This window comes from Psychrobacter sp. SCQQ22, assembly GCF_015864605.1.
Taxonomy (GTDB): Bacteria; Pseudomonadota; Gammaproteobacteria; order Pseudomonadales; family Moraxellaceae; genus Psychrobacter; species Psychrobacter fozii.
On sequence record NZ_JADYWZ010000004.1, the window covers coordinates 127363 to 148722 of the forward strand.

Here is a 21360-nt window from a genome sequence, read left to right on the forward strand (position 1 = left end):
GACAAAGCGTTCATACGGCAGCACCTTGACACTAACATCTGAATAATAGATATAGCCAGATGTTAGTATTTTTTACTTAATAGTTGTCCTATATTTACCACTCTATCTCACCTGTATTGACTTGACTGCTCAACTCTAAATCACCTCCTCCGGGCAACGCTGGATAAGCCGATTTCATGGTGGTAATCACTTTTTCTGATTGCTTAGAATCTTGTCTTTTTGCCTCATCGAGTGCTTGTTCAAAAGTTTTTAGATAATTGAGGGTAAAATCAACAGCGTAGTCTTTTTTGAGTAGGTTGCCTGAATAGTGGCCTGGAATAACAACGTTTGGCTTTAATTGCTTCATTTGTTCTAACGATTGCATCCAAGCGCTACGAGCTTCTTTAGTTTGAGTATCGGCAGTCCACACATGCATGCCTGATGTTACCGACACACCACCGAACACAGTTTTTGACTCTGGTACCCACATGTATGCTTGAGAGGTTCCGAACGCTTTGATTTCAATTTTATGGCCTTCTAAGGTCAGTGTAGACTGATTAAGTGTTTGAGGTACTGTAATTTTGGTAGGTGCATGTTTACCAAGGATTGGACCCCAATGCTCTAATTTTGCATCTTTAGTCGCCTCAATGTGTTCAACAATAGAAGGGCTAGACATAACCTTCACATTAGGGAAGGCTTTGACTAAAGGCTGAAGACCGAAATAGTAATCTGGATCGCCTGCCGTGATATAGATCATTTTAAGGTCTTTATTGCTTTTTTTAATCATATCAACCAATGCTTCACCGTCTTTGACACTAAACTGTGCATCGAACAAGATAGCATCTTTCTCGCCACTTGCCAGTACAGAGGTCACTGGAAAAATAGCATTTTTATCAGGTTTATATTCTTGTAGTTGTAGATCGGCTGCGTTTGCCTGGCTTGCAAGCAGTAGAACACTGGCCGCCATAGAAGCTGTCATTAATTTTTTCATAATCCACCTGTATTTTTGTTTGAGTAAATAGACCGCGTTAATGGCGGTATTCGTTGTTAGTGGCTATTCTATTCGATTGTATTTCGTTTAAATACGCTATAATCCGGTGTTTACTGTTTCAGTTTTCGCGCAAATAAGGATGGATGAATGGATAGGCTGACCGCTTTGCAAGTGTTCGTTACTATCGTCGAACAAGGTAGCTTGAGCCGTGCTGCGGACAATTTAGATATGTCTAGAGCTAAGGTAACGCGCTATCTGACAGAGCTTGAGAGCTGGATGGATATACGCTTATTACATCGCACGACTAGAAGTCTGAGCCTGACTGCCCCTGGTGAGCAGACCCTTGAGGTGGCCTATCAGTTGCTTGGATTGACTGACTCGTTGGATCAGATACGCAATCAAAATACTTTAGAGCTAAAAGGTCAGTTGCGAATCACTGCTAGCCTTTCGCTGATTGATAGCCTTTTGATGGATGTGGTTGGTCGCTTCGTATCTCACTGGCCGCAAACAGCGATTGATATTCTTACCACTGATGATTCTGTCAACTTAATTGATGCCCGTATTGACTTGGCGATTCGTATCACCAATGACTTGGAGCCAAATGTCGTTGCCAGACGTATCGGTGAGTGCCACTCTATCGTATGCGCTGCACCTGAGTATTTACAAAAACGTGGCAGACCTACAGATGTACAGTCGCTTGTACATCACAACTGTCTATCGTTTGCGTATTTTGGACGGTCTGCATGGGTGTTCGATGGGCCAAATGGTCCGGAGTCTGTTCCTATCTCTGGCAATATCAGCGCCAATATCTCTGAAGTCTTGCTTTCTGCCACGCTACGTGGACACGGGATCAGCTTGCAGCCATCTGGCGCAGTCAAATATTTGATTGCATCCGGCCAACTTATTGAGTTATTGCCTGAATGGAAACCTAAAACTTTGGGTGTTTATGTGGTTTATGCCAATCGAAAGCAGGTGACACCATTACAAAGAAGGTTTATTGATTTTCTCGCTGAAGAAATAAAGCATTCGCCTTACTGGTAGCAAGCAATGGATGAATATCGACTATTTATAAAACCCAATATTAGCAACATCACCTAAAAACGTTTAAATTAGCACTTAATTCCTTAGAACCCCTTATTCATGCCTTATAAGGAGTTCTATTGTGAGCTGTATTCTTTTAGGTGGTAGTTCTACTCAACTAATATCAAATTACACAATCAAACTGTCTACCAGAAGCTGAATGCTAGTGTCTAACGCACTATTAGCGAATTTCTTATTTCTTAAACTATGATTACAAACCGCTTCAGTTTGCGTGGAAAAATCAGAATAGTGCTGAGTTACGGCCCAAATATGGAAAATTAAATGGATGGCAGAAACGGACTTAATCTTGTTATCTGCAATCCATTCGTCAATCACTGCCACCTTTTCTCGAACCAAGGATTTTAAAGGTCCTTTTAATACGGCCATCAGGTGAGGGGCGCCTTGCATGATTTCTAATGCATATAGTCTTGACGCTGCAGGCGATTTTCTTGAAACTTTATATTTTTCTTCAATGTAGGTTATAAGCGCCTTTCTTGGATCTTGGTTGACATTCATCTCATTTAAAGGGGATAACCACTTACTAAGCACTCTTTCTAAAACGGCAACATACAGAACCTCTTTACTGTCGAAGTAGTAAAATATATTTGATTTAGATATATCAGCCTCTTCAGCGATTTTTTCCATTCGCGCCCCATTTAATCCCTCTTGGGAAAATACGATCAATGCAGCATTAATAATATGTTCTTTCTTTTTTAATATTTTTGAACTCGTCACGGTCTCTTCCTTTAGCACGTATTCTCTCACTATGTTGTCCCTCACTATAAAGTCATATAAACCTAATATTAAATGACAGTTGATTCAATTTAAAAAACGATCAAAGCAACCAAGCACATAAGCCACTAATTAACCCAAGCAAACATGCCAACTATGTCGACAGCGTTTAACACCGTATCGATTTATAAGTTCGCTGATGGTAGCGATATCGCGTCATCCAGTCTCAACAGCCTAATGTCATTCAAGCTCAGTAATCTAGTGTCAGTCAGTCTTCTTTTTATCACTCATTTAGAGCCATTCTCATCCAAATTGCCGTCAAAATGCGCTTTTTAAGCATTTCTACATTTGTGCACCATTTTATAACACTCTGCACCATTTTATAACACTCTGCACCATTGTTCTGCATATTTTTAGACCATATGGTTTAAAAAATTGTGGGTGTAAAAATACTAAGTATTTGATAAATAAAGATAAATTTCTATGGCATAAGTTTTGCTTCATAAAAAATATGAAATAATCTTTATTTCTTTTATCGCTCTTTTCTTCCTCAAACGTATAGGTGAAATTATGGAAATAGGTATTTTTTGTCCGATTGGCAACAATGGCTGGTTAATTTCAAAAAACGCGCCGCAGTACAAGCCAACATTTGAGCTTAATAAGCAAATTGTGCAACGTGCTGAGCACTATGGCTTCGATTTTGCGCTTTCAATGATTAAGCTACGCGGCTTTGGCGGGGAGACGGAGTTTTGGGATTATAACCTTGAAAGCTTCACCTTAATGGCGGGATTGGCTGCGGTTACGTCCAAGATAAAAATCTATGCCACATCGGCGACGTTGGTCATGCCACCTGCAATTGTAGCAAGAATGGCGTCGACGCTTGACAGTATCTCAAACGGGCGTTTTGGATTGAATGTCGTGACTGGCTGGCAAGAAGCAGAATATGGACAAATGGGAATGTGGCCAGGTGATGATTATTTTGGTAAGCGCTATGACTACCTATCTGAATATGTCCAAATTTTGAGAGATCTGTGGGCAACAGGCCAATCTGATTTGAAGGGTGAGTTCTTCCAGATGGATGACTGTCAAGTGAAGCCCATTCCCAAAGGTGATATGAAGATTATCTGTGCGGGTCAATCAGATACAGGTTTAGCGTTTTCTGCACAATATGCTGACTATAACTTTGTCTTTGGTAAAGGTCTAAACACACCTACCGCTTATGCTGGTATCAATGATCGCTTAAAGGTACACACGGACAAGACGGGTCGTAATGTTCCGACCTATGTGCTCTTTATGGTCATCGCAGATGAGACCGATGAAAAAGCCCAAGCAAAATGGCAGTCGTACAATGACGGTGCGGATTTCGAAGCCATTGATTGGTTGCAGTCACAAGGCGGTAAGGACAAAACATCTGGCAAAGATACCAATATTCGCCATATGGCCTCGAGCGTTTCACCAGTCAATATTAATATGGGGACGCTGGTCGGCTCTTTTGAAAATGTCGCTAGCATGTTAGATGAAGTCGGTGAGATACAAGGTACGGATGGCGTCCTACTGACCTTTGATGACTTCGTGCAAGGTGTTGAAGATTTTGGTAGTAAGATTCAACCGCTGATGAAGAGCCGCATCAATGTCGATACCCCAGTTGCCAGTCAAGCTGTCAGCGAAGCCTAATAAAAGGAGCGGATATGAATTCGGTTAATACAATTTGTGCAGACTTTACCAAGGAATCCTCTCCTGTTTTAGAGTCGTTGCCTGAACCTATCAAGTTAGATCCCTCCCAGACGGCATTGATCGTAGTAGATATGCAAAACGCTTATGCCAGTCAGGGCGGTTATCTAGATTTGGCCGGGTTTGATGTCACAGCGACCAAACCTGTCATAGATAAAATAAAGCAAGCCGTGGATATTGCACACAAAGCTGGCATACAAGTCATTTATTTTAGAAATGGCTGGGACGATAAATATGTGGAAGCCGGTGGTAGTGGGTCGCCCAATTATCACAAGTCAAACGCTCTAAAAACCATGCGTAATAATCCTGAAATTGAAGGAACGTTATTGGCAAAAGGTGGCTGGGATTATGAGTTGGTCGACGAGCTTAGCCCTGCGCCTCAAGACATCGTTATAGACAAACCTCGATATAGCGGCTTTGCTAACACCAATTTCGATAGTGTATTACGGTCACGGGGCATACGTAATCTATTGCTCACTGGTATCGCGACGAACGTTTGTGTTGAATCTACGCTTCGAGATGGGTTTTTCCTTGAGTATTTTGGGGTGTTGTTAGATGACGCTTGTTATCAGGCAGGGCCAGTAGAGGCTCATGAGGCCACACTATATAACGTAAAAACCTTTTTTGGTTGGGTGTCTGATGTTGCTAGCATGCAGCAGTGTTTTACAGATAGCTAATGTTTTGAATAGCCAGTTTTTAGCAACCTAAACCACGATTTTCATACTTAACCTAACCACACTAGGAATGTAGATATGTCTAAACAAGTGATTATCCCTGAAGGTACGAGCAAACCATTAGCCCCTTATGTACCAGCGACTAAGGCCGACAACATCGTTTATGTCTCCGGTACTTTGCCTTTCGATGAAAACAACGATGTTGTACATGTGGGTGATGCCGCTGCTCAAACTCGCCATGTGTTAACGACGATCAAAAACGTTATTCAAACTGCTGGCGGCGATATGGATGACGTGACGTTTAATTCAATCTTTGTAAAAGATTGGGCAGATTATGATGCCGTCAACCAAGTCTATGCAGAATTCTTTCCCAATGAAAAGCCAGCAAGATTTTGTATTCAATGTGGATTGGTTAAACCAGACGCTTTAGTCGAAATCGCGTCCATAGCGCACATTGGATAAGAAAGCCTGTTTAAAAATGACTGCAGTTAGTGAATTTAAAGTTACCTGACATGGAACCCCCTAGCATTGGACAGTAGTAGGGCGCTTTAGTTAACTACACATGTGGCGGAATATTGTTTAAAAGGAAATGACAGATGAATACAGTAATTAAAGAAAGCCAAGTAACGCAATCCTCATTAATGAAACATAAGTCTAAAGAATCATTCACCTCTACGGCAGGAAACTTAACTGACATGCAGCAATCTTTTAGAGATGCGATGAGTAATTTGGCTGCCGCCGTCAACATTATTACCACTGAGGGTCCAGCAGGGCGGGCAGGATTTACCGCCTCTGCCGTGTGTAGTGTCACTGACTCACCGCCAACCCTATTGGTGTGTTTAAACAGAAGTGCTTCTGTCTATCATTATTTTAAAGAAAACATGGTGCTATGCGTCAACACACTTGCTCTTGAACATAAAGATCTAAGCGGTGTGTTCGGGGGTAAAAAATCTCTGGAAGAAAGGTTCGATCAAGGCAGTTGGTCTACGCTGTCGACAGGATCGCCTGTATTAGAAGACGCCAGTATTTCTTTTGATTGCAAGATTAAGCTCATTAGCTCGGTGGGAACTCACGATATTCTTATTTGTGAAGTATTGGATATCAAACACAAGCCTGATTGTGACAGTCTCATCTATTTTAATCGAGACTACCATCAATTAAGTAAGTGCACGAACTAAGTAACATCCCTCTACTTTTTAAGGATATTGAAAATGGATAAATGGTTTGTTAAATGGCGTCCATATACTGGAAACCTAGAAACGACGCCGGTAGGTATCAATGAGTATCTACCCATGGGTAAAAGTGTGGTGTTAGGCGCACAGCACTCATTCGCAATGTTCGGCGCGACAATCTTAGCTCCCTTACTGATGGGCTTTGATCCTAGCTTAACGATGCTGATTACTGGCATAGGCACGATACTTTTCTTTCTCATTACTGGCGGGCACGTACCAAGTTATTTAGGCTCTAGCTTTGCCTTTATCGGGGCGGTAGCAGCAGTAACAGGCTATAGCGGTACTGGTATCAATCCAAATATTGGCATTGCGCTTGGGGGCACACTGGTCTGCGGGGTCTTATACGCATTGATGGGTCTGCTGGTGATGAAGACAGGTGCAGGATGGATTGAGAACTTGATGCCACCTGTGGTCACTGGGTCCATTGTGATGATTATCGGGTTGAACCTAGCGCCTGTCACCATACAAAGCGTCATCGGCAGTAGCTTTGATTCTTGGATGGCGTTAGTCACCGTGTTATGTATCTGTTCAGTCGCCGTATTCACCAAAGGTATGGTCAGACGCTTGTTATTATTAATAGGACTGGTCGCTGCGTATTTTATTTATTTCCTATTAACGAATGTGATGGGTATGGGCAAGCCTATTGATTTTTCTCCAATTGCGAATGCCGCTTGGTTCGGTATGCCAACCCTTTACTCTCCTGTCTTTGAGACCAGTGCCATATTAGTGATTGCACCCGTCTTTATCATCTTAATCGCTGAAAACCTTGGGCATTTCAAAGCAGTAGAGGCCATGACTGGCAAAAGTATCTCACCTTATATGGGTAGAGCGTTCTTCGCTGACGGTCTTTGTACCACGCTTTCGGCTTCGGTAGGCGGCACTGGTATGACGACTTATGCAGAAAACATCGGCGTCATGGCAGCGACCAAAATTTACTCTACAATCGTCTTTGTCATAGCAGGTGTGTTCGCCATTCTATTGGGCCTGTCACCTAAATTTGGCACCTTGATCAGTACTATTCCTGTGCCCATTTTGACCGGTGCTTCAATCGTTGTCTTTGGTTTAATTACGATTGCTGGTGCGCGTATTTGGATGAATGCAAAAATTGATTTCAGCAAGAATGGCAACATGTTGGTAGCCGCCGTTCCTGTCATCCTAGGCACTGGCAACTATTCACTAAACATTGCTGGCTTTGATTTAGGTGGTATCGGTACCGCTACTTTTTTAGCCATTCTTATGAACCTCGTTTTCAATTTTAAAAACAAACAAAAAGAAGTGAGCGTGACCACTGAGAGAGAAATCGCTACATCAGAACCGCTCTTAAAACTCAATCCATAAATTTAAACCCTATTCGATATTACTTTAAGGAATCGTGTCATGAATACAGAACCACGCAGCGTACAACAATTGATCAATGGCGAATTTACCGAATCAAATACCACAAAATGGATTGATATCACCAATCCAGCCACGCAAGAAGTTATCGCCAAGGTACCACAATCAACACCTAAGGAAATCGAGCAAGCTATCAAAACGGCATCTGAGGCCTTTCAGAGTTGGCGCACCACACCCATCAGCAAACGAGCCCGTGTTTTCCTAAAGTATCAACAATTGATACGTGAAAATATGGATGAGCTAGCGGCGCTACTGACTGAAGAACAAGGTAAGACTTTGGCAGATGCGAGAGGCGATGTGTTTAGAGGTCTTGAGGTCGTAGAACACGCCTCAGGTATCGGCAACTTGCAGCAAGGGGGCTACATTGAAAATGTCGCCAGTAGTGTTGATATGTATACCGTTCAGCAGCCAATAGGTGTCTGTGCAGGTATTACCCCCTTTAACTTTCCTGCCATGATTCCGCTATGGATGTTTCCAATGGCCATCGCCACAGGCAACACGTTCATCTTAAAACCCTCTGAACAAAACCCAATCGTGACCATGAGATTGGTCGAGTTGGCACTTGAAGCCGGTATACCAAAAGGCGTATTGAATGTGGTTCATGGTGGTAAAGATACGGTGGATGCGCTGTGCGATCACCCAGATATAAAAGCGATATCTTTTGTGGGTTCAACAGCGGTGGGCAAGCATGTGTATGATCGTGCCGGTCAGGCTGGCAAACGTGTGCAATGTATGATGGGTGCGAAGAACCATGCCGTTATCATGCCTGATGCCAATAAAGAACAAAGTCTGAATCAATTAGCAGGTGCAGCATTTGGTGCAGCAGGTCAGCGATGCATGGCACTGTCTGTTGTCGTATTAGTTGGCGAATCTAAACAGTGGGTTGATGAAATTGTAGAAAAGTCAGCACAGCTAGTAGTGTCTGCTGGCAAGGATGATAAAGATTTAGGTCCTCTAATATCTAAGCAAGCCAAAGCCCGTGTCGAGCGCTTAATCCAAGCGGGTATCGATGAAGGGGCGCATCTAAAACTAGATGGCCGTGGTTGTCAGGTAGCAGGTTATGAAGAGGGTAACTTTGTTGGTCCAACCATCTTAGATCATGTAACCACTGATATGAGCTGCTATACCGAAGAGATCTTTGGTCCTGTCCTATGCATTATGTATGCCGACACGCTTGAGGAAGCCATTGAGATTATCAATACCAATCCAAATGGTAATGGCACTGCCATTTTTACCCAGTCTGGCGCCCATGCACACAAGTTCCAACAAGATATCGATGTTGGACAGGTCGGTATTAATTTACCAATTCCAGTACCGCTACCGATGTTTTCGTTTACAGGGTCTAGAGCCAGTAAGCTCGGTGACTTAGGTCCTTATGGTAAGCAAGCGGTGCAGTTTTATACGCAGACTAAAACCGTGATATCACGTTGGTTTGATGAAGATGCTAGTGAAGGCGTAAATACTACTATTTCTATGAAGTAGCTATACGGCCGTATCAAACGTAGGACGTTATGTAGAGCGTGTGATTAATTGACAATAGGCTCTACATAACAACATACAAAAGCAAATATAAATGCAAATGGTGGATTTTATGAATATCAATACAATACCGGAAATCATTGAAGATATTAAAGCAGGAAAGATGGTCATAATCATGGATGATGAGGATCGGGAAAATGAAGGTGACCTGATTATGGCAGCCAGTTTGGCCAAACCTGATGATATTAATTTTATGATTACACATGCCAGAGGTTTGGTTTGTTTGACCTTGACCTCCGAGCGTTGCAAAAAATTAAAACTACCTCTGATGTGCAAAGACAATAAAGCACCCTATAGTACAAATTTCACCGTTTCCATTGATGCAGCAAAAGGCGTAAGTACAGGTATATCAACGGCAGATAGAGCTCAAACCATTAGAACTGCAGTATCTCAAGACGTTACCTTTGATGACGTCGTAACCCCAGGTCATATTTTTCCATTAGTGGCTAAAGAAGGGGGTGTTTTAGAGCGGGCTGGGCATACTGAGGCAGGTTGTGACCTAACGAGACTGGCTGGTTTAGAACCTGCTGCGGTTATTGTAGAGATTATCAACCAAGATGGTGAAATGGCTCGTAGAAATGATCTGATCAAATTCGCCGATACTCATAATCTAAAGGTTGGCACGATAGACGCGTTAATCAAATATATTAAGTCCCAAGAGACCGTTGAAGATAAAGGTAAAAGCGAAGTCGAAAACTTCGAAGAAACCGTAGCGTATGAGTATGATGAAAGCGATGAGCGTACTGTTGAATTGATTTAGTAGATTGGACTTAACTTGATTCCATAAGCTATTAGATACTTTTACCGCAATTTGAAATTTACTAAAATTGGATGAAACCCTATGTTAGTTAAAAAATATCCTTGTCAGAGCGACACGACAGAAACGATCGTATTTAGTTCAGGTTTAGGCGGGCATGCTGATTTTTGGTTACCTCAAATTGAGAGTTTTACCGAGCATTACAATGTGATTTGTTATGAACAAGAGGGGGTATCACCTGATAGCGAACTCTTACCCGATAACTATTCTATGCAAGATTTAGCAGAACAATTAATCGAAATTTTAAAACAAGAAGAGCTGTCTAACTGTCATTTCGTCGGTCACGCACTTGGCGGATTTATCGGTATGGAAGTCGCTTATAAAGCGCCAGAGTTGTTAGATAAACTGGTTATCTTAAATGGTTGGGAAAGCCTCGATCCTCACACTATCAAATGTTTTAGCATGCGACAAAGCTTGATAGAAAACACAGGTATAGAAGCATTTGTACGCGCCCAAGCGATATTTTTATACCCGCCTATATGGATCTCAGACAACATAGAGGTACTCACGCAAAAAGAAGATAAAGCCATCGCTAACTTTGCTCCCGTTAAGAACGTCTTAACGAGATTAAAAGCCTTGCAGTCTTATCAACCTCTAGTAAATGCTAAGCACATTAAAAACAAAACGTTGGTTTTAAGCAATCTTGATGATGTGTTGGTGCCATGGCAACGTGGTCTAGCTTTAGCCGATAATATGCAAAACGCTCAATTTGAGTTAATGCTGACGGGTGGACATGGCAGTACAATCACAGAGACCTGCTCAACCAATAGCAAAATCCTTCAATTCTTATCTAAAATTTAATATCAATTAGGAAGTACTATGACTGATTCCCTATCGTTATCTCCAGAAGGTCTTGATCAACTGTTTGGTAAAGCCAGATCCTTCAACGCTTGGCAAAAAAAAGACGTGCCAGATGCACTACTTGAAGAAATCTATCACTTAGTTAAAATGGCACCCACCTCGGCCAATTGTTCACCTGCACGGTTTGTATTTCTCAGATCTGATGACGCTAAAGCGCGCTTAGAGCCAGCACTGTCATCAGGTAATATCGAAAAAACAATGACAGCACCTATCACAGTGATTGTCGCTCATGATAATGAATTTTATGAGCAACTTCCTAAATTGTTTCCACATACGGATGCCAGATCATGGTTTAACTCTAGCCCTGAACTCATACAAGAGACGGCGTTTAGAAACAGCTCTATGCAAGCCGCTTATCTGATCTTGGCTTGTAGAGCCTTGGGTTTAGACACTGGCCCCATGTCTGGATTTAATAATGAACTGGTGGATAAAACCTTTCTTGAAGGTAGTAAATGGACTTCAAATCTACTGATTAATATAGGGTATGGCGAACCCGATCAATTATACAGCCGTTTGCCAAGATTGGATTTTGATGAGGCTTGTCAGATCTTATAAGAAACAAGTTATTCATTCACTGAACTGTCTTGTTTTAGGAGTAGTAGACTGAATTGATGACATGTGAAAGGATAGTTGTTTTTGGCTGCATCATATTCAGTCGCCAACTACCTAACAATTTGTAGTTCAAACCCTAGTAACAAAGTTCTTATCTAAATAAAAATATATGAGTGATAAAGCCTTGTGATTTTACAGGCTTAATGAATAGTAAAGGCAACCACTACGGGCATAGCTCCCCGCCTTGAACTCGAGTAAGTGTCTCCCAGACACTTACTCTTCCTCGCTCATTTTACCATGCGCTAACAGATAGTTTTTCGGGTGAGGAGCACTGCTCCGCAAGGAAGAATGAGCGGGTGTATCACCAAGACTATGAAATAAGATCTGAAGCCATCAATGATATCATTAAGTATATTGAGATTGATTATAATGAGGAGTAACTAGCAAAGTACCGCTTTGCAGCGACGTAAGACAAGAGCTGTGCTCGCAGTGAGACTAGGAACTAGGCTTAAAAAGGTTTGGGTTATAAATCGCCAAGACAGATGTGGTTTGATTATTATCGTCAGGTTGCGTGACTAAAGTCTCCCAAGCTTGACTATACAATACAAATCCGTAAATTTACCCTGCGTAATATAAAATATTTATTCGCTTATTTGTATCAGTACCAGTAAAATGCGAGACTGTTTTCTACACGAGCTTATGAGTAACCAATGATACGTTTAACTGAAATTAAATTGCCATTAAATCATGCACCTGAAGATCTAACGACTGCTATAACGACAAAACTTAAAATTTCTGCTGAGCAAATGGCGTCATTTGTGATGTTTAAACGTGGTTATGATGCTCGTAATAAAAGAAATATCCAATTAATCTATACGCTAGACATCACACTGACCGACTCGGATTTAACACATGATTTACTGGTTCAATTTGAGTCAGACAACCATGTTAAAGCAACGCCAGACACCAGTTATAAATATGTAGGTGAAGCGCCAAAAGATTTAACTGAGCGTCCTGTTGTTATTGGTTTTGGACCTTGTGGTTTGTTAGCAGCACTTACCCTTGCTCAAATGGGTTTTAAACCTATTATCATTGAACGCGGTAATGAAGTAAGACAACGCACCAAAGATACCTTTGGCTTTTGGCGTCAGCGTAAATTAAACACAGAATCTAACGTACAATTCGGTGAAGGCGGAGCAGGTACTTTTTCTGACGGTAAACTATATAGCCAAGTGAAAGATCCCAATCATTATGGCCGTAAAGTAATGACAGAATTTGTAAAAGCTGGCGCACCAGATGAAATTTTATTTGTCAGTAAACCGCACATAGGTACTTATAAGTTAGTCACTATGGTAGAAAAAATGCGTGCCGAGATCATAGCGCTTGGTGGGGAAGTCCGTTTTGCTACTCGCGTAGACGACTTACACATCACTGACTCAAAAGTAACTGGCGTGACACTTAATACTGGCGAAACCTTAAAAACTAACTATGTTGTTTTAGCCGTTGGTCACAGTGCCCGTGACACCTTCCAAATGATCCATGATAAAGGCGTGTATGTTGAAGCAAAACCTTTCTCGATTGGCTTTAGGATTGAACATAAACAGTCAACCATAGACCAAGCACGCTTTGGTGACAATGCTGGAAACGAAATACTTGGCGCTGCGGATTACAAACTGGTGCATCATTGTAAAAATGGTCGTTCTGTTTATAGCTTCTGTATGTGTCCAGGCGGGACTGTGGTTGCCGCAGCATCAGAAGAAGGCCGTGTTGTCACTAACGGCATGAGCCAATATTCAAGAAACGAGCGCAACGCCAACAGTGCTATTGTTGTAGGCATCGACCCAGAGCGAGATTACCCAAACCACCCCCTTGCTGGTATTGACTTACAAAGACAGCTAGAAACCTTAGCGTTTGAATTGGGCGGCAAAGATTACAGTGCACCAGCGCAAACCATTGGCGATTTCTTAAAAGGTAAACCAGACTCAGAATTAGGCGATGTAAAACCGTCTTACACACCAGGCATTACCTTAACCGACTTAAGCAAAGCACTGCCAGACTTTGCCGTGGATGCCATACGTGAAGCCATTCCAGCGTTTAATAAAAAAATCAAAGGATTTTCATCTGATGACGGTTTACTAACGGGTGTAGAAACCAGAACATCGTCACCAATCAGCATTAAGCGCAATAAAGAGTTCCAAAGCATTAACACTAAAGGACTATTCCCGGCTGGCGAAGGCGCTGGGTACGCAGGTGGCATATTATCCGCAGGGATTGATGGCATTAAAGTGGCCGAAGCTGTGGCAAAATCGATATTGAACATAGAGTGAGAGCGGCTCTAAACGGTAAGAAAATCCTAATATTAAAACGCTTAACTAGATAAAAACATGCGAGCGAAAAAGCCTTTCAAGCTATGAAATATAAAGCTTGAAAGGCTTTTTTGTGTTTTGAGAATGATGAATTGCTTTTGTATTTTTAATGGACTTTAAGGTTCTAAGCGCTTGAAAATCAAAAGCTTTGGCTCTCAATATATTTTGTAAAAATATGAATTTTATTGACTATAATAATTTAAATAATGGAAAATATTAAATTAAAATCAACTAAAACCCTGATTTTCACATAGCCGCTGTATTCTCGTCTTAATGTGTCAGTTTTCCCTTTTCTAATAATTGTCCGGCCATTTTTATGAATGCCTGTGCAGCAGGAGAGGCTTGGCGTTTACTGTGGAGTGCTAAACCAATCGTTCGTTTGTATTGCGGCGCTAGTTGTCGAACCACATAGCCATCGGTTGGTAACGCTTGAGGGAGTGCTAATTCAGCAACGAGGGCAACGCCTTCACCTTTTGAAACCAAGGTAATTGTCGTCATCAGTTGTGTTGTCCTGTAGCGAATATCAGGGATCAGATCCTCGGCTGCAAATAGCTTGGAAATAAGTTGCGCTGAACCTGCTTCGGTCAGAATAAAAGGAACCTGACATAAATCTTGAAGTACAATTTTATCTTTATTTGCCAATGAATGTGTTTTGGGAATAAGGGCAACCATTTGATCTTCAATCAATGCAAAAGTATCAAAATTCTCATCTGGAAGCACTACAAAGCCAACATCAACACGTCGCTCTTGTAACCATTGCACGACCTGTTGGTCATTTCCTTCATCAACACGCACCTCGATATTGGGAAATTGCTTACGGTAACTATCTAGGATCTCAGGAAGTAAGCGCAAAGAGGAAGTGGGACCGAAAGAACCAATATGCAGACTACCCAGCTGCAACCCCTTAATATCAGCAGCTTCTTGGCGTATGGTCTCAGACAACCCCAGTATTTCTCGAGCGCGGGGTAGTAATCGAGTGCCAGCGACAGTCAATTCCGCCTGTGACTTATTACGCTCGATAAGACTGACTCCTAAGTCCTCCTCGAGTTTTTTCAGTGCGTGCGAAACAGCTGACTGACTAATACCTAACTGTTGGGCTGCCAAGGTAAATCCGCACAGCTCTGCAACGACCACAAATATTTCAAGTTGGCTAAACGGCATGATCTTTTGCTCATTTTACTATGACTTAACATTAGTGAAATACTATAGCACATATCAGGTTAACTCTTATATTGAGCGACATCATGCAACCAATTAGCAATACCTCTAACGACTTGGCTTTACCCTCTATCTGGCCAATCTATTTCAAACTTATCTTAGTCGCCTTACTGTGGGGCGGGACTTTTATCGCAGGGCGTTTACTGACGGAATCGCTTTCACCTTTAATGTCAGCGATAGGCCGCTTTGGTCTGGCAGTATTTATACTCATTTTACTCACTATAAAATTAGAAGGTAGGCTACCAAAGCTATCGCTCAGGCAGGTCGCGATCACCTTCGCTCTCGGCCTTACTGGAATATTTACCTATAATCTGTTCTTTTTTACGGCGCTCTCTGAAATGCCAGCCTCCCGTACCGCTCTATTTGTTGCATTTAATCCTATCGCGACGGCGGTACTAGTTTCCCTTTTATATCGAGAAAAATTTTCATTGCAGATGTTGCTTGGGATCTCTTTGGCGGTATTGGGCGCACTAACCGTGATCAGTAATGGTCATCTACTTACCGTGATCCAAGACAGTGGTCAGGCTTTTGGCCGTGGTGAATTGTCAATGCTCTGCGCGGTAATCAGTTGGGCTATCTATACCGTCGTGGGACGGAAAGCGCTGCTTGGTTTATCACCTTTAGTGTCAACGACTTATGCCGCTATTTGGGGGTTGCTATTGCTATTAATGGTATGGTTGTTCAATCCAAACATGCAGGTGCTACCTGAGTTAAACTGGAAGATCGGTGCCGCTATTGGCTATTTGGCACCGTTATTCCTTTTATTTGGTATTATCAAGGAATCAAAACGATTGGCGCGGCGCAAACGTCGGTTTTTACTAACTTTGTTCCGTTATTTGGTGTGTTGCTCGGCGCTTTGCTACTCAATGAGCAGATCTCCTCTTCGATGTTACTCGGTGGCGCGCTGGTGATAACTGGAGTGGTTTTGACAAATCGGCGTTAAGAAAGTGGTGAATACCCGCATATTGAAATGATAAATATCAAGCGGTGTCGATAATACCTTATTCAAACCCATAGGCCCCTTACCTAGATAAAAATATGCGATCAAAAAAGCCTTTCAAGCTATGAAATATAAAGCTTGAAAGGCTTTTTTGTGTTTTCAGCATTAGGCTGCATAACTAAAATCTACCAAATGAATTTCTACAGCTTTGACAGCATAGGTTAAAAAACTAATAAATTGATTGGATATTAACAATTTTTAAAATGTTTTTTTAGAATTATTACAACATATTTATTATTCACAACTTAAAGAACATAAGCAGTACAGAGGATTTAATGGCACAAATTGATTCCAAATTGGAATGGCGTTAGTTTCCTAATTATTAAAATTGAGTTAAGATCGAAAAAGAAAATAATGGTCATAGGTACTGGAGTGCTGTATGAGGAAATCTCTTCCATTTATGAGTTCTTTAGTCTTTTTTGAAGCTTCAGCTAGGTTGGGGAGTTTTACTAAAGCCGCTAAAGAGCTCTGTATTACGCAGAGCGCGGTTAGTAAAAAGATTGGACTTTTAGAAGAGAGTTTAGGCTTTGAATTATTTGCTAGGGAACCAAGACAGTTGATCCTGACTGAAGCTGGGGAGGAGTTTTACAATGAAACGAAAAGTGTTCTGCATCAAATGTATGAAAGCATTAATAGGATAAAAAGATATGCTGATACCAATACAGTTACTATTACCTGTACTCAGGCAGTGTCTCACTACTGGTTATTCCCTAGAATAACTCGCTTTAATCTAAAGCATCCAGATATTGCTATCAACATTTATGCATCTAATGCCATCACCGAAGCTACCTGCACCCAATTTGATCTGGGGATTTTAAATGGCACTGATGATTGGAAGGCTGATTTTCATAGTCATCTTCTATTTTTTGAAAGGATATATCCGATATGCCAATACGAATACCCTATAGATAAACTATTGACTCCCGAGGAGATTCTGGACCAAAAATTGATTCACCTCGATCCTTCGGATTGGAAGTGGCCCACCTGGATTGATTGGTTTGCCAGTTTCGGCATTGAATTTAAGATTCCGAGTAATGCGCAGCTTTTCAATCAGGTAACCCTTGCTTTAGAAGCCTCTAGGCAGGGCATGGGCATCGGGCTTGGATGGGAGTTCATGACAGAACAAATGCTGGATAGACATGAATTGAAACGTGTCAGTGATGCATTTTATGCACCAAACATGGCTGACTTTCTGGTTTATAGGAAGTCAAGAGAGTTATCTGATGCAGCTAAGATATTTCGCGATTGGCTATTAGAAGACGTATCAGAATCTCAAGGGGAGGCAATAACATTGGATGGTTTTTCCAGCAATTTATCATAGCCTACTTGTGTGCTAGCTTGCCGATATAAACAGTATTTTTATTATTTTACTGTTTACTAGATATTTTATTGCGATTCCAGTATGGAATGGATGTGTTCTAAATATTCGTTTGTTAAAGAAAGAGAGACTCTCTAATATCACTCTAAATACTTATTCTGGAGTGAATAGATGAAAACATTAAAACGATTTCCTGCAGTGGATGGTTCACTGGGGTGGTACGAGAGCATGCCAGTCCAACGAACTCATCCTGTTAAGCAGGTCACTAAAAATCAGTACTTTGATTATATTGTTGTTGGAGCAGGTTTTACCGGGTTATCAACAGCCGGCCGTTTAGCAGAACTTGAGCCTGATTCTAAAATAGCAGTTATAGATGCGTTAATGGTAGGTCAGGGGACTTCTGGACGAAATGCTGGATTTATTATTGATCTTCCTCATAATTTAGATTCGAGTAAGTCGAGTGTACTTGCCGATACTCATGTTCGGGAACTGAATTGTTTTGCTATATCAAGACTGGATCAAATTCGACAAGAGCAAGGAGACAATGTTTATTGGAATCAAGTTGGTAAATATATGGCTGCTCATGAAGAAAAACACTTTAAAAATTTGGATTCTTTCACAAAAACATTAGATTCGATTAATTCAGATTACGAAATTGTAGAAGGGGCCGACTTAGAGTCTCGTCTCGGAACTGGATACTATAAGAAAGCTGTTTACACAAATGGTAATGTCTTAGTTAATCCGGCTGCGTTAGTGGTTTCTGTGGCTAAAAACTTACCTAATAATGTGGAAATTTTTGAAAACTCAAAAGTTACATCAGTCGATTTTAATCTAAAAAAACTCTATTTTGATAATGGTGTATTGACTGCTAATACTATTGTATTGGCAACTAATTCCTTCACTGAAGAGTTCGGCGGCTGCAAAAATAAATTAGCACCTGTTTTTACCTACGCTAGCTTAACCAAACCGCTAAATGAGCATGCACTTCATAAATTTAAGAAAGTTTCTCCATGGGGAGTTACTTCTGCCCACCCAGCTGGTACAACGGTTCGTTTTACACCTGACAACCGAATACTGATTCGTAATTCATTTGATGTTTTACCTGATTTGCTCAGTAATCAAAAAATGATTGATGAAGCTAAAGTACATCACCGCAGCTCTTTTATGGCACGTTTCCCTTCTTTGGACGCTATTCCCTTTGAATACAGTTGGGGAGGAATGTTGTGTATGACTATGAATCATGAACCTGTTTTTAGTGAGTCTTACCCAGGGGTTTATGCAATAGCTGCAATGAATGGTGTGGGTATAGCAAAAGGTACTTATCTTGGTTATTACATGGCAGAGATGATTAAGGGTAATAAAAGCGAGGATTTAGACTTTATTTTAAATAACTCCAATCCAAGCTGGGTGCCCCCCGATCCTTTCAAAACTATCGGAGCAAGAGTACGACTGTCGATTGAGCAGCGTACTGCAAAGGGCGAAAAGTAGTAAAATTAAAACCTGCCCCCTGCTGTCAAATCCGTATAGTTAAACTTGGGAGATTTTAGTTATGCAGTCTGATGCTGAAAGCTAAATCACACTTGTCTTGATTGGCTTTCTGGTGACACTAATCTATTAGCAGGCATTGGCTATCAAAGTATTGCAAAGTTACATGAACAAACCTTCACTCCATTTAAAAAACCTCGTGGTGGTCAATTGTTATAGAGATGCAAAATTAAATGCTACCTTATTAATTAAAGTCGCTAACTTGGGGTGAGAGCTTACGGGTAGTAAACGTAGTTTAACTACAGGGGTTATCTTTTACTCTGATAAATATCTTCTTTATTAGGGTGTATTTTTATAAAAATACTACTCACTTTTAAAAGCTTGATTTTCTACCTCTTTGAAAAGCCAGTTTTTAAATGCTTGTACTCTTGGCAGCGCCGCACATTCGGGGCGGTAAATAACATAATACGCCAAAGGTGATTCAAAATAAATATCAGGAAACAACCTCACTAACCGCCCAGCGGCTAGGTCATCTTTAGCCATTACACTGCGCGCTAATGCTACGCCGTGGCCGTCAATTGCTGATTGCAGTACGGCAGCAGAGTTATTGATTTGAATGCTTTTAGTGATCAGAGGACCTGTAACACCGGCTTTTTTTAACCATGATGACCACGACGGAAAACTGGTATGGGCATCCATTGATTGATCGTGTATCAGGGTTTCGTTCAATAATTTATCAATCGTGGTGAAGCGGGTTGGATCTTCTAGAAGTGTAGGTGAGCATACTGGGTATACTTCTTCATCCATTAGTTTTTCTGCGCCCAAGCCTTGCCAATTACCTATGCCAAAGCGTATGCCTATATCTATACGCTGAGAAGCAAAATCAACCGGTTTCAAATTTGTATTTAAATTTACATTGGTTTGCGTACAAATAGCTTGAAAGTGATGAAGCCTAGGCAATAACCACTTAGCGGCAAAGGCAGGGCTTACTGCAACCGTTAATACGCCGCTTATGGCATTGTCTTTTAAAATATCTAGCCCTTGGGCTAATTTATCAAATCCTTCCTGTATCAATGGCAAGGCACTTTGCGCAGTTTCAGTAATTATAAGCCGTGTTTTACCAGAGCTCATTCTGTGAAACAGCGGCGTGTCGAGCCACTCCTCTAATGTCTTTACCAGTTGCCCAACCGCTGCGGGAGTTACGTTTAGCTCGTTAGCAGCCGCTGAAAAACTCTGATGTCGTGCACTGGCTTCAAAAGCTTCAAAAGCTTTTAATGCATTGAGATGTATAGGTGATTTCATACGGTAAACTTTTTCTTTATTGACGGCTCAGATTATCTCGTTTGTTAAACAAAGTAAATAAGTTAAAAATACCTCCTAAGCCAAACAACTCGTCAACTGCTTGAAAGGCAATTTGATATTTTGTTTTATTGATACAACTAATGCAGCGCGAATGGGCGCTTGGAGAAATAATGATGACTAAGCAATTTTCAGGTAAAAAATTACTCGTTATTGGTGGCACTAGCGGAATGGGATTTGAAACGGCTCGTTTGATCTTAGAGCAAGGCGGACAAGCCGTTATCGTCGGCCACCGTAAAGAAAAAGCCCAAGCGGCAAAAGAGCAACTATCAGCTTTAGGTATTGTAGAGGTTTTAACAGCCGATTTAACGAGCGATGAAAGCGTGCAAAACTTAATTAATACTATTTCGCAAGATCACGCAGACGTAGATTTACTGGTTAATGCCGCTGGTGTTTTTGCCCCTAAACCATTTTTAGAGCACGAAGCAACTGATTACGATAAGTACATGCAAATTAACCGCGCATTATTTTTTATTACTCAAAAGGTAGCCGCTAATTTAATCTCAGCAAAACGCTCTGGCGCCATTGTAAATATAGGGTCTATGTGGGGCAAGCAAGCCATTGCCGCTACACCATCTTCAGCGTATTCAATGGCAAAAGCGGGCTTACATGCGCTAACTCAGCATTTAGCAATGGAATTAGCGGCCCATAATATTCGCGTTAATGCGGTATCGCCAGCAGTTGTACAAACGCCAATTTATGAAGGGTTTATCCCGAAAGCAGAAGTAAACGATGCACTGCAAGGCTTTAATAGCCTTCACCCAATTGGCCGTATAGGTACGTCACAAGATGTGGCAAACACTATTGCATTTTTATTAAGTGACAAAGCGGCTTGGGTAACGGGTGCTGTGTGGGATGTTGATGGTGGCGTAATGGCAGGACGCAACTAATAGCAATGGAACAGAATGTTTTTTAATGATGCTCACGCACAATTAAAAAGCGCTTAATGAGCGAAAATTTATAAAGCAAGAGCAATAACATACTGTTATTGCTCTTGCTTTATTTAGGTTAGATAAACGCGAGTCAAGTCG

Annotated in this window: 17 protein-coding genes and 2 pseudogenes; 15 read left to right on the forward strand and 4 right to left on the reverse strand. The window is 41.3% G+C overall.

Translation table 11 applies throughout. The features are described 5' to 3' along the window. Positions 1–94: 94 nt before the first annotated feature. Entirely contained in the window at positions 95–970 is an 876-nt protein-coding gene (locus I6E84_RS07050) for an MBL fold metallo-hydrolase (RefSeq protein WP_197217107.1), read from the reverse strand. A gap of 147 nt (positions 971–1117) precedes the next feature. Here I6E84_RS07050 and I6E84_RS07055 point away from each other — a divergent pair, with 147 nt between their 5' ends. Beyond that, positions 1118–2011: a LysR family transcriptional regulator gene (locus I6E84_RS07055; RefSeq protein WP_197217109.1), complete on the forward strand. Its 894-nt coding sequence runs from the start codon at positions 1118–1120 to the stop codon at positions 2009–2011. A 168-nt stretch (positions 2012–2179) separates the two neighbouring features. Here I6E84_RS07055 and I6E84_RS07060 read toward each other — a convergent pair whose 3' ends face one another. After that, positions 2180–2785 carry a TetR family transcriptional regulator C-terminal domain-containing protein gene (locus I6E84_RS07060; protein WP_320158634.1) on the reverse strand — a complete coding sequence of 202 codons (606 nt, stop codon included), beginning with the start codon at positions 2783–2785 and terminating at the stop codon, positions 2180–2182. A gap of 567 nt (positions 2786–3352) precedes the next feature. Between I6E84_RS07060 and rutA the strand changes: the two genes are divergently transcribed. The 10 genes and pseudogenes from rutA (at position 3353) to I6E84_RS07110 (ending at position 13910) form a co-directional block, all read left to right on the forward strand. Further along, positions 3353–4456 carry a pyrimidine utilization protein A gene (gene rutA, locus I6E84_RS07065; RefSeq protein ID WP_197217111.1) on the forward strand — a complete coding sequence of 368 codons (1104 nt, stop codon included), beginning with the start codon at positions 3353–3355 and terminating at the stop codon, positions 4454–4456. A 14-nt stretch (positions 4457–4470) separates the two neighbouring features. Beyond that, positions 4471–5190, forward strand: coding sequence for a pyrimidine utilization protein B (gene rutB, locus I6E84_RS07070; protein ID WP_197217113.1), 720 nt, complete (start codon positions 4471–4473; stop codon positions 5188–5190). A gap of 75 nt (positions 5191–5265) precedes the next feature. Further along, positions 5266–5649, forward strand: coding sequence for a pyrimidine utilization protein C (gene rutC, locus I6E84_RS07075; RefSeq protein ID WP_110923384.1), 384 nt, complete (start codon positions 5266–5268; stop codon positions 5647–5649). Positions 5650–5828: 179 nt separating this feature from the next. Further along, entirely contained in the window at positions 5829–6365 is a 537-nt protein-coding gene (rutF, locus tag I6E84_RS07080) for an NADH-dependent FMN reductase RutF (protein ID WP_227681351.1), read from the forward strand. Positions 6366–6398: 33 nt separating this feature from the next. Next, positions 6399–7757 carry a solute carrier family 23 protein gene (locus tag I6E84_RS07085; protein ID WP_197217117.1) on the forward strand — a complete coding sequence of 453 codons (1359 nt, stop codon included), beginning with the start codon at positions 6399–6401 and terminating at the stop codon, positions 7755–7757. 39 nt (positions 7758–7796) lie between these two features. Then, positions 7797–9296, forward strand: coding sequence for a CoA-acylating methylmalonate-semialdehyde dehydrogenase (locus tag I6E84_RS07090; protein WP_197217119.1), 1500 nt, complete (start codon positions 7797–7799; stop codon positions 9294–9296). 109 nt (positions 9297–9405) lie between these two features. Next, positions 9406–10083 (forward strand): annotated as a pseudogene (ribB, locus tag I6E84_RS07095) (3,4-dihydroxy-2-butanone-4-phosphate synthase); the annotation flags it as partial. A 111-nt stretch (positions 10084–10194) separates the two neighbouring features. Next, on the forward strand, positions 10195–10971 hold the full coding sequence (rutD, locus tag I6E84_RS07100; RefSeq protein ID WP_197217124.1) for a pyrimidine utilization protein D: 777 nt from the start codon (positions 10195–10197) through the stop codon (positions 10969–10971). Positions 10972–10989: 18 nt separating this feature from the next. Further along, positions 10990–11586: a malonic semialdehyde reductase gene (locus I6E84_RS07105; RefSeq protein WP_197217125.1), complete on the forward strand. Its 597-nt coding sequence runs from the start codon at positions 10990–10992 to the stop codon at positions 11584–11586. 707 nt (positions 11587–12293) lie between these two features. Beyond that, on the forward strand, positions 12294–13910 hold the full coding sequence (locus tag I6E84_RS07110) for an NAD(P)/FAD-dependent oxidoreductase (RefSeq protein ID WP_197217126.1): 1617 nt from the start codon (positions 12294–12296) through the stop codon (positions 13908–13910). Positions 13911–14219: 309 nt separating this feature from the next. Here I6E84_RS07110 and I6E84_RS07115 read toward each other — a convergent pair whose 3' ends face one another. Then, the gene (locus tag I6E84_RS07115; RefSeq protein ID WP_197217127.1) at positions 14220–15110 is read right to left on the reverse strand and encodes a LysR family transcriptional regulator; all 891 of its coding nucleotides are present in this window, start codon (positions 15108–15110) and stop codon (positions 14220–14222) included. A gap of 83 nt (positions 15111–15193) precedes the next feature. Between I6E84_RS07115 and I6E84_RS07120 the strand changes: the two are divergent. The 3 genes and pseudogenes from I6E84_RS07120 to I6E84_RS07130 all read left to right on the forward strand — a co-directional run bounded on the left by I6E84_RS07120 (position 15194) and on the right by I6E84_RS07130 (position 18973). Next, positions 15194–16110: pseudogene (locus I6E84_RS07120) on the forward strand (DMT family transporter). 457 nt (positions 16111–16567) lie between these two features. After that, a complete protein-coding gene (locus I6E84_RS07125; protein ID WP_197217129.1) occupies positions 16568–17488 on the forward strand; it encodes a LysR family transcriptional regulator in 921 nt (306 codons plus the stop codon). A gap of 168 nt (positions 17489–17656) precedes the next feature. Beyond that, positions 17657–18973, forward strand: a complete 1317-nt coding sequence (locus tag I6E84_RS07130) for an NAD(P)/FAD-dependent oxidoreductase (RefSeq protein ID WP_197217130.1) — start codon at positions 17657–17659, stop codon at positions 18971–18973. A gap of 360 nt (positions 18974–19333) precedes the next feature. On the opposite strand, the gene I6E84_RS07135 is transcribed toward I6E84_RS07130, so the two are convergent. Continuing rightward, positions 19334–20272 carry a LysR substrate-binding domain-containing protein gene (locus I6E84_RS07135; RefSeq protein ID WP_197217132.1) on the reverse strand — a complete coding sequence of 313 codons (939 nt, stop codon included), beginning with the start codon at positions 20270–20272 and terminating at the stop codon, positions 19334–19336. A gap of 173 nt (positions 20273–20445) precedes the next feature. Here I6E84_RS07135 and I6E84_RS07140 point away from each other — a divergent pair, with 173 nt between their 5' ends. Next, entirely contained in the window at positions 20446–21219 is a 774-nt protein-coding gene (locus I6E84_RS07140) for an SDR family NAD(P)-dependent oxidoreductase (RefSeq protein ID WP_110923530.1), read from the forward strand. Positions 21220–21360 lie beyond the last annotated feature (141 nt).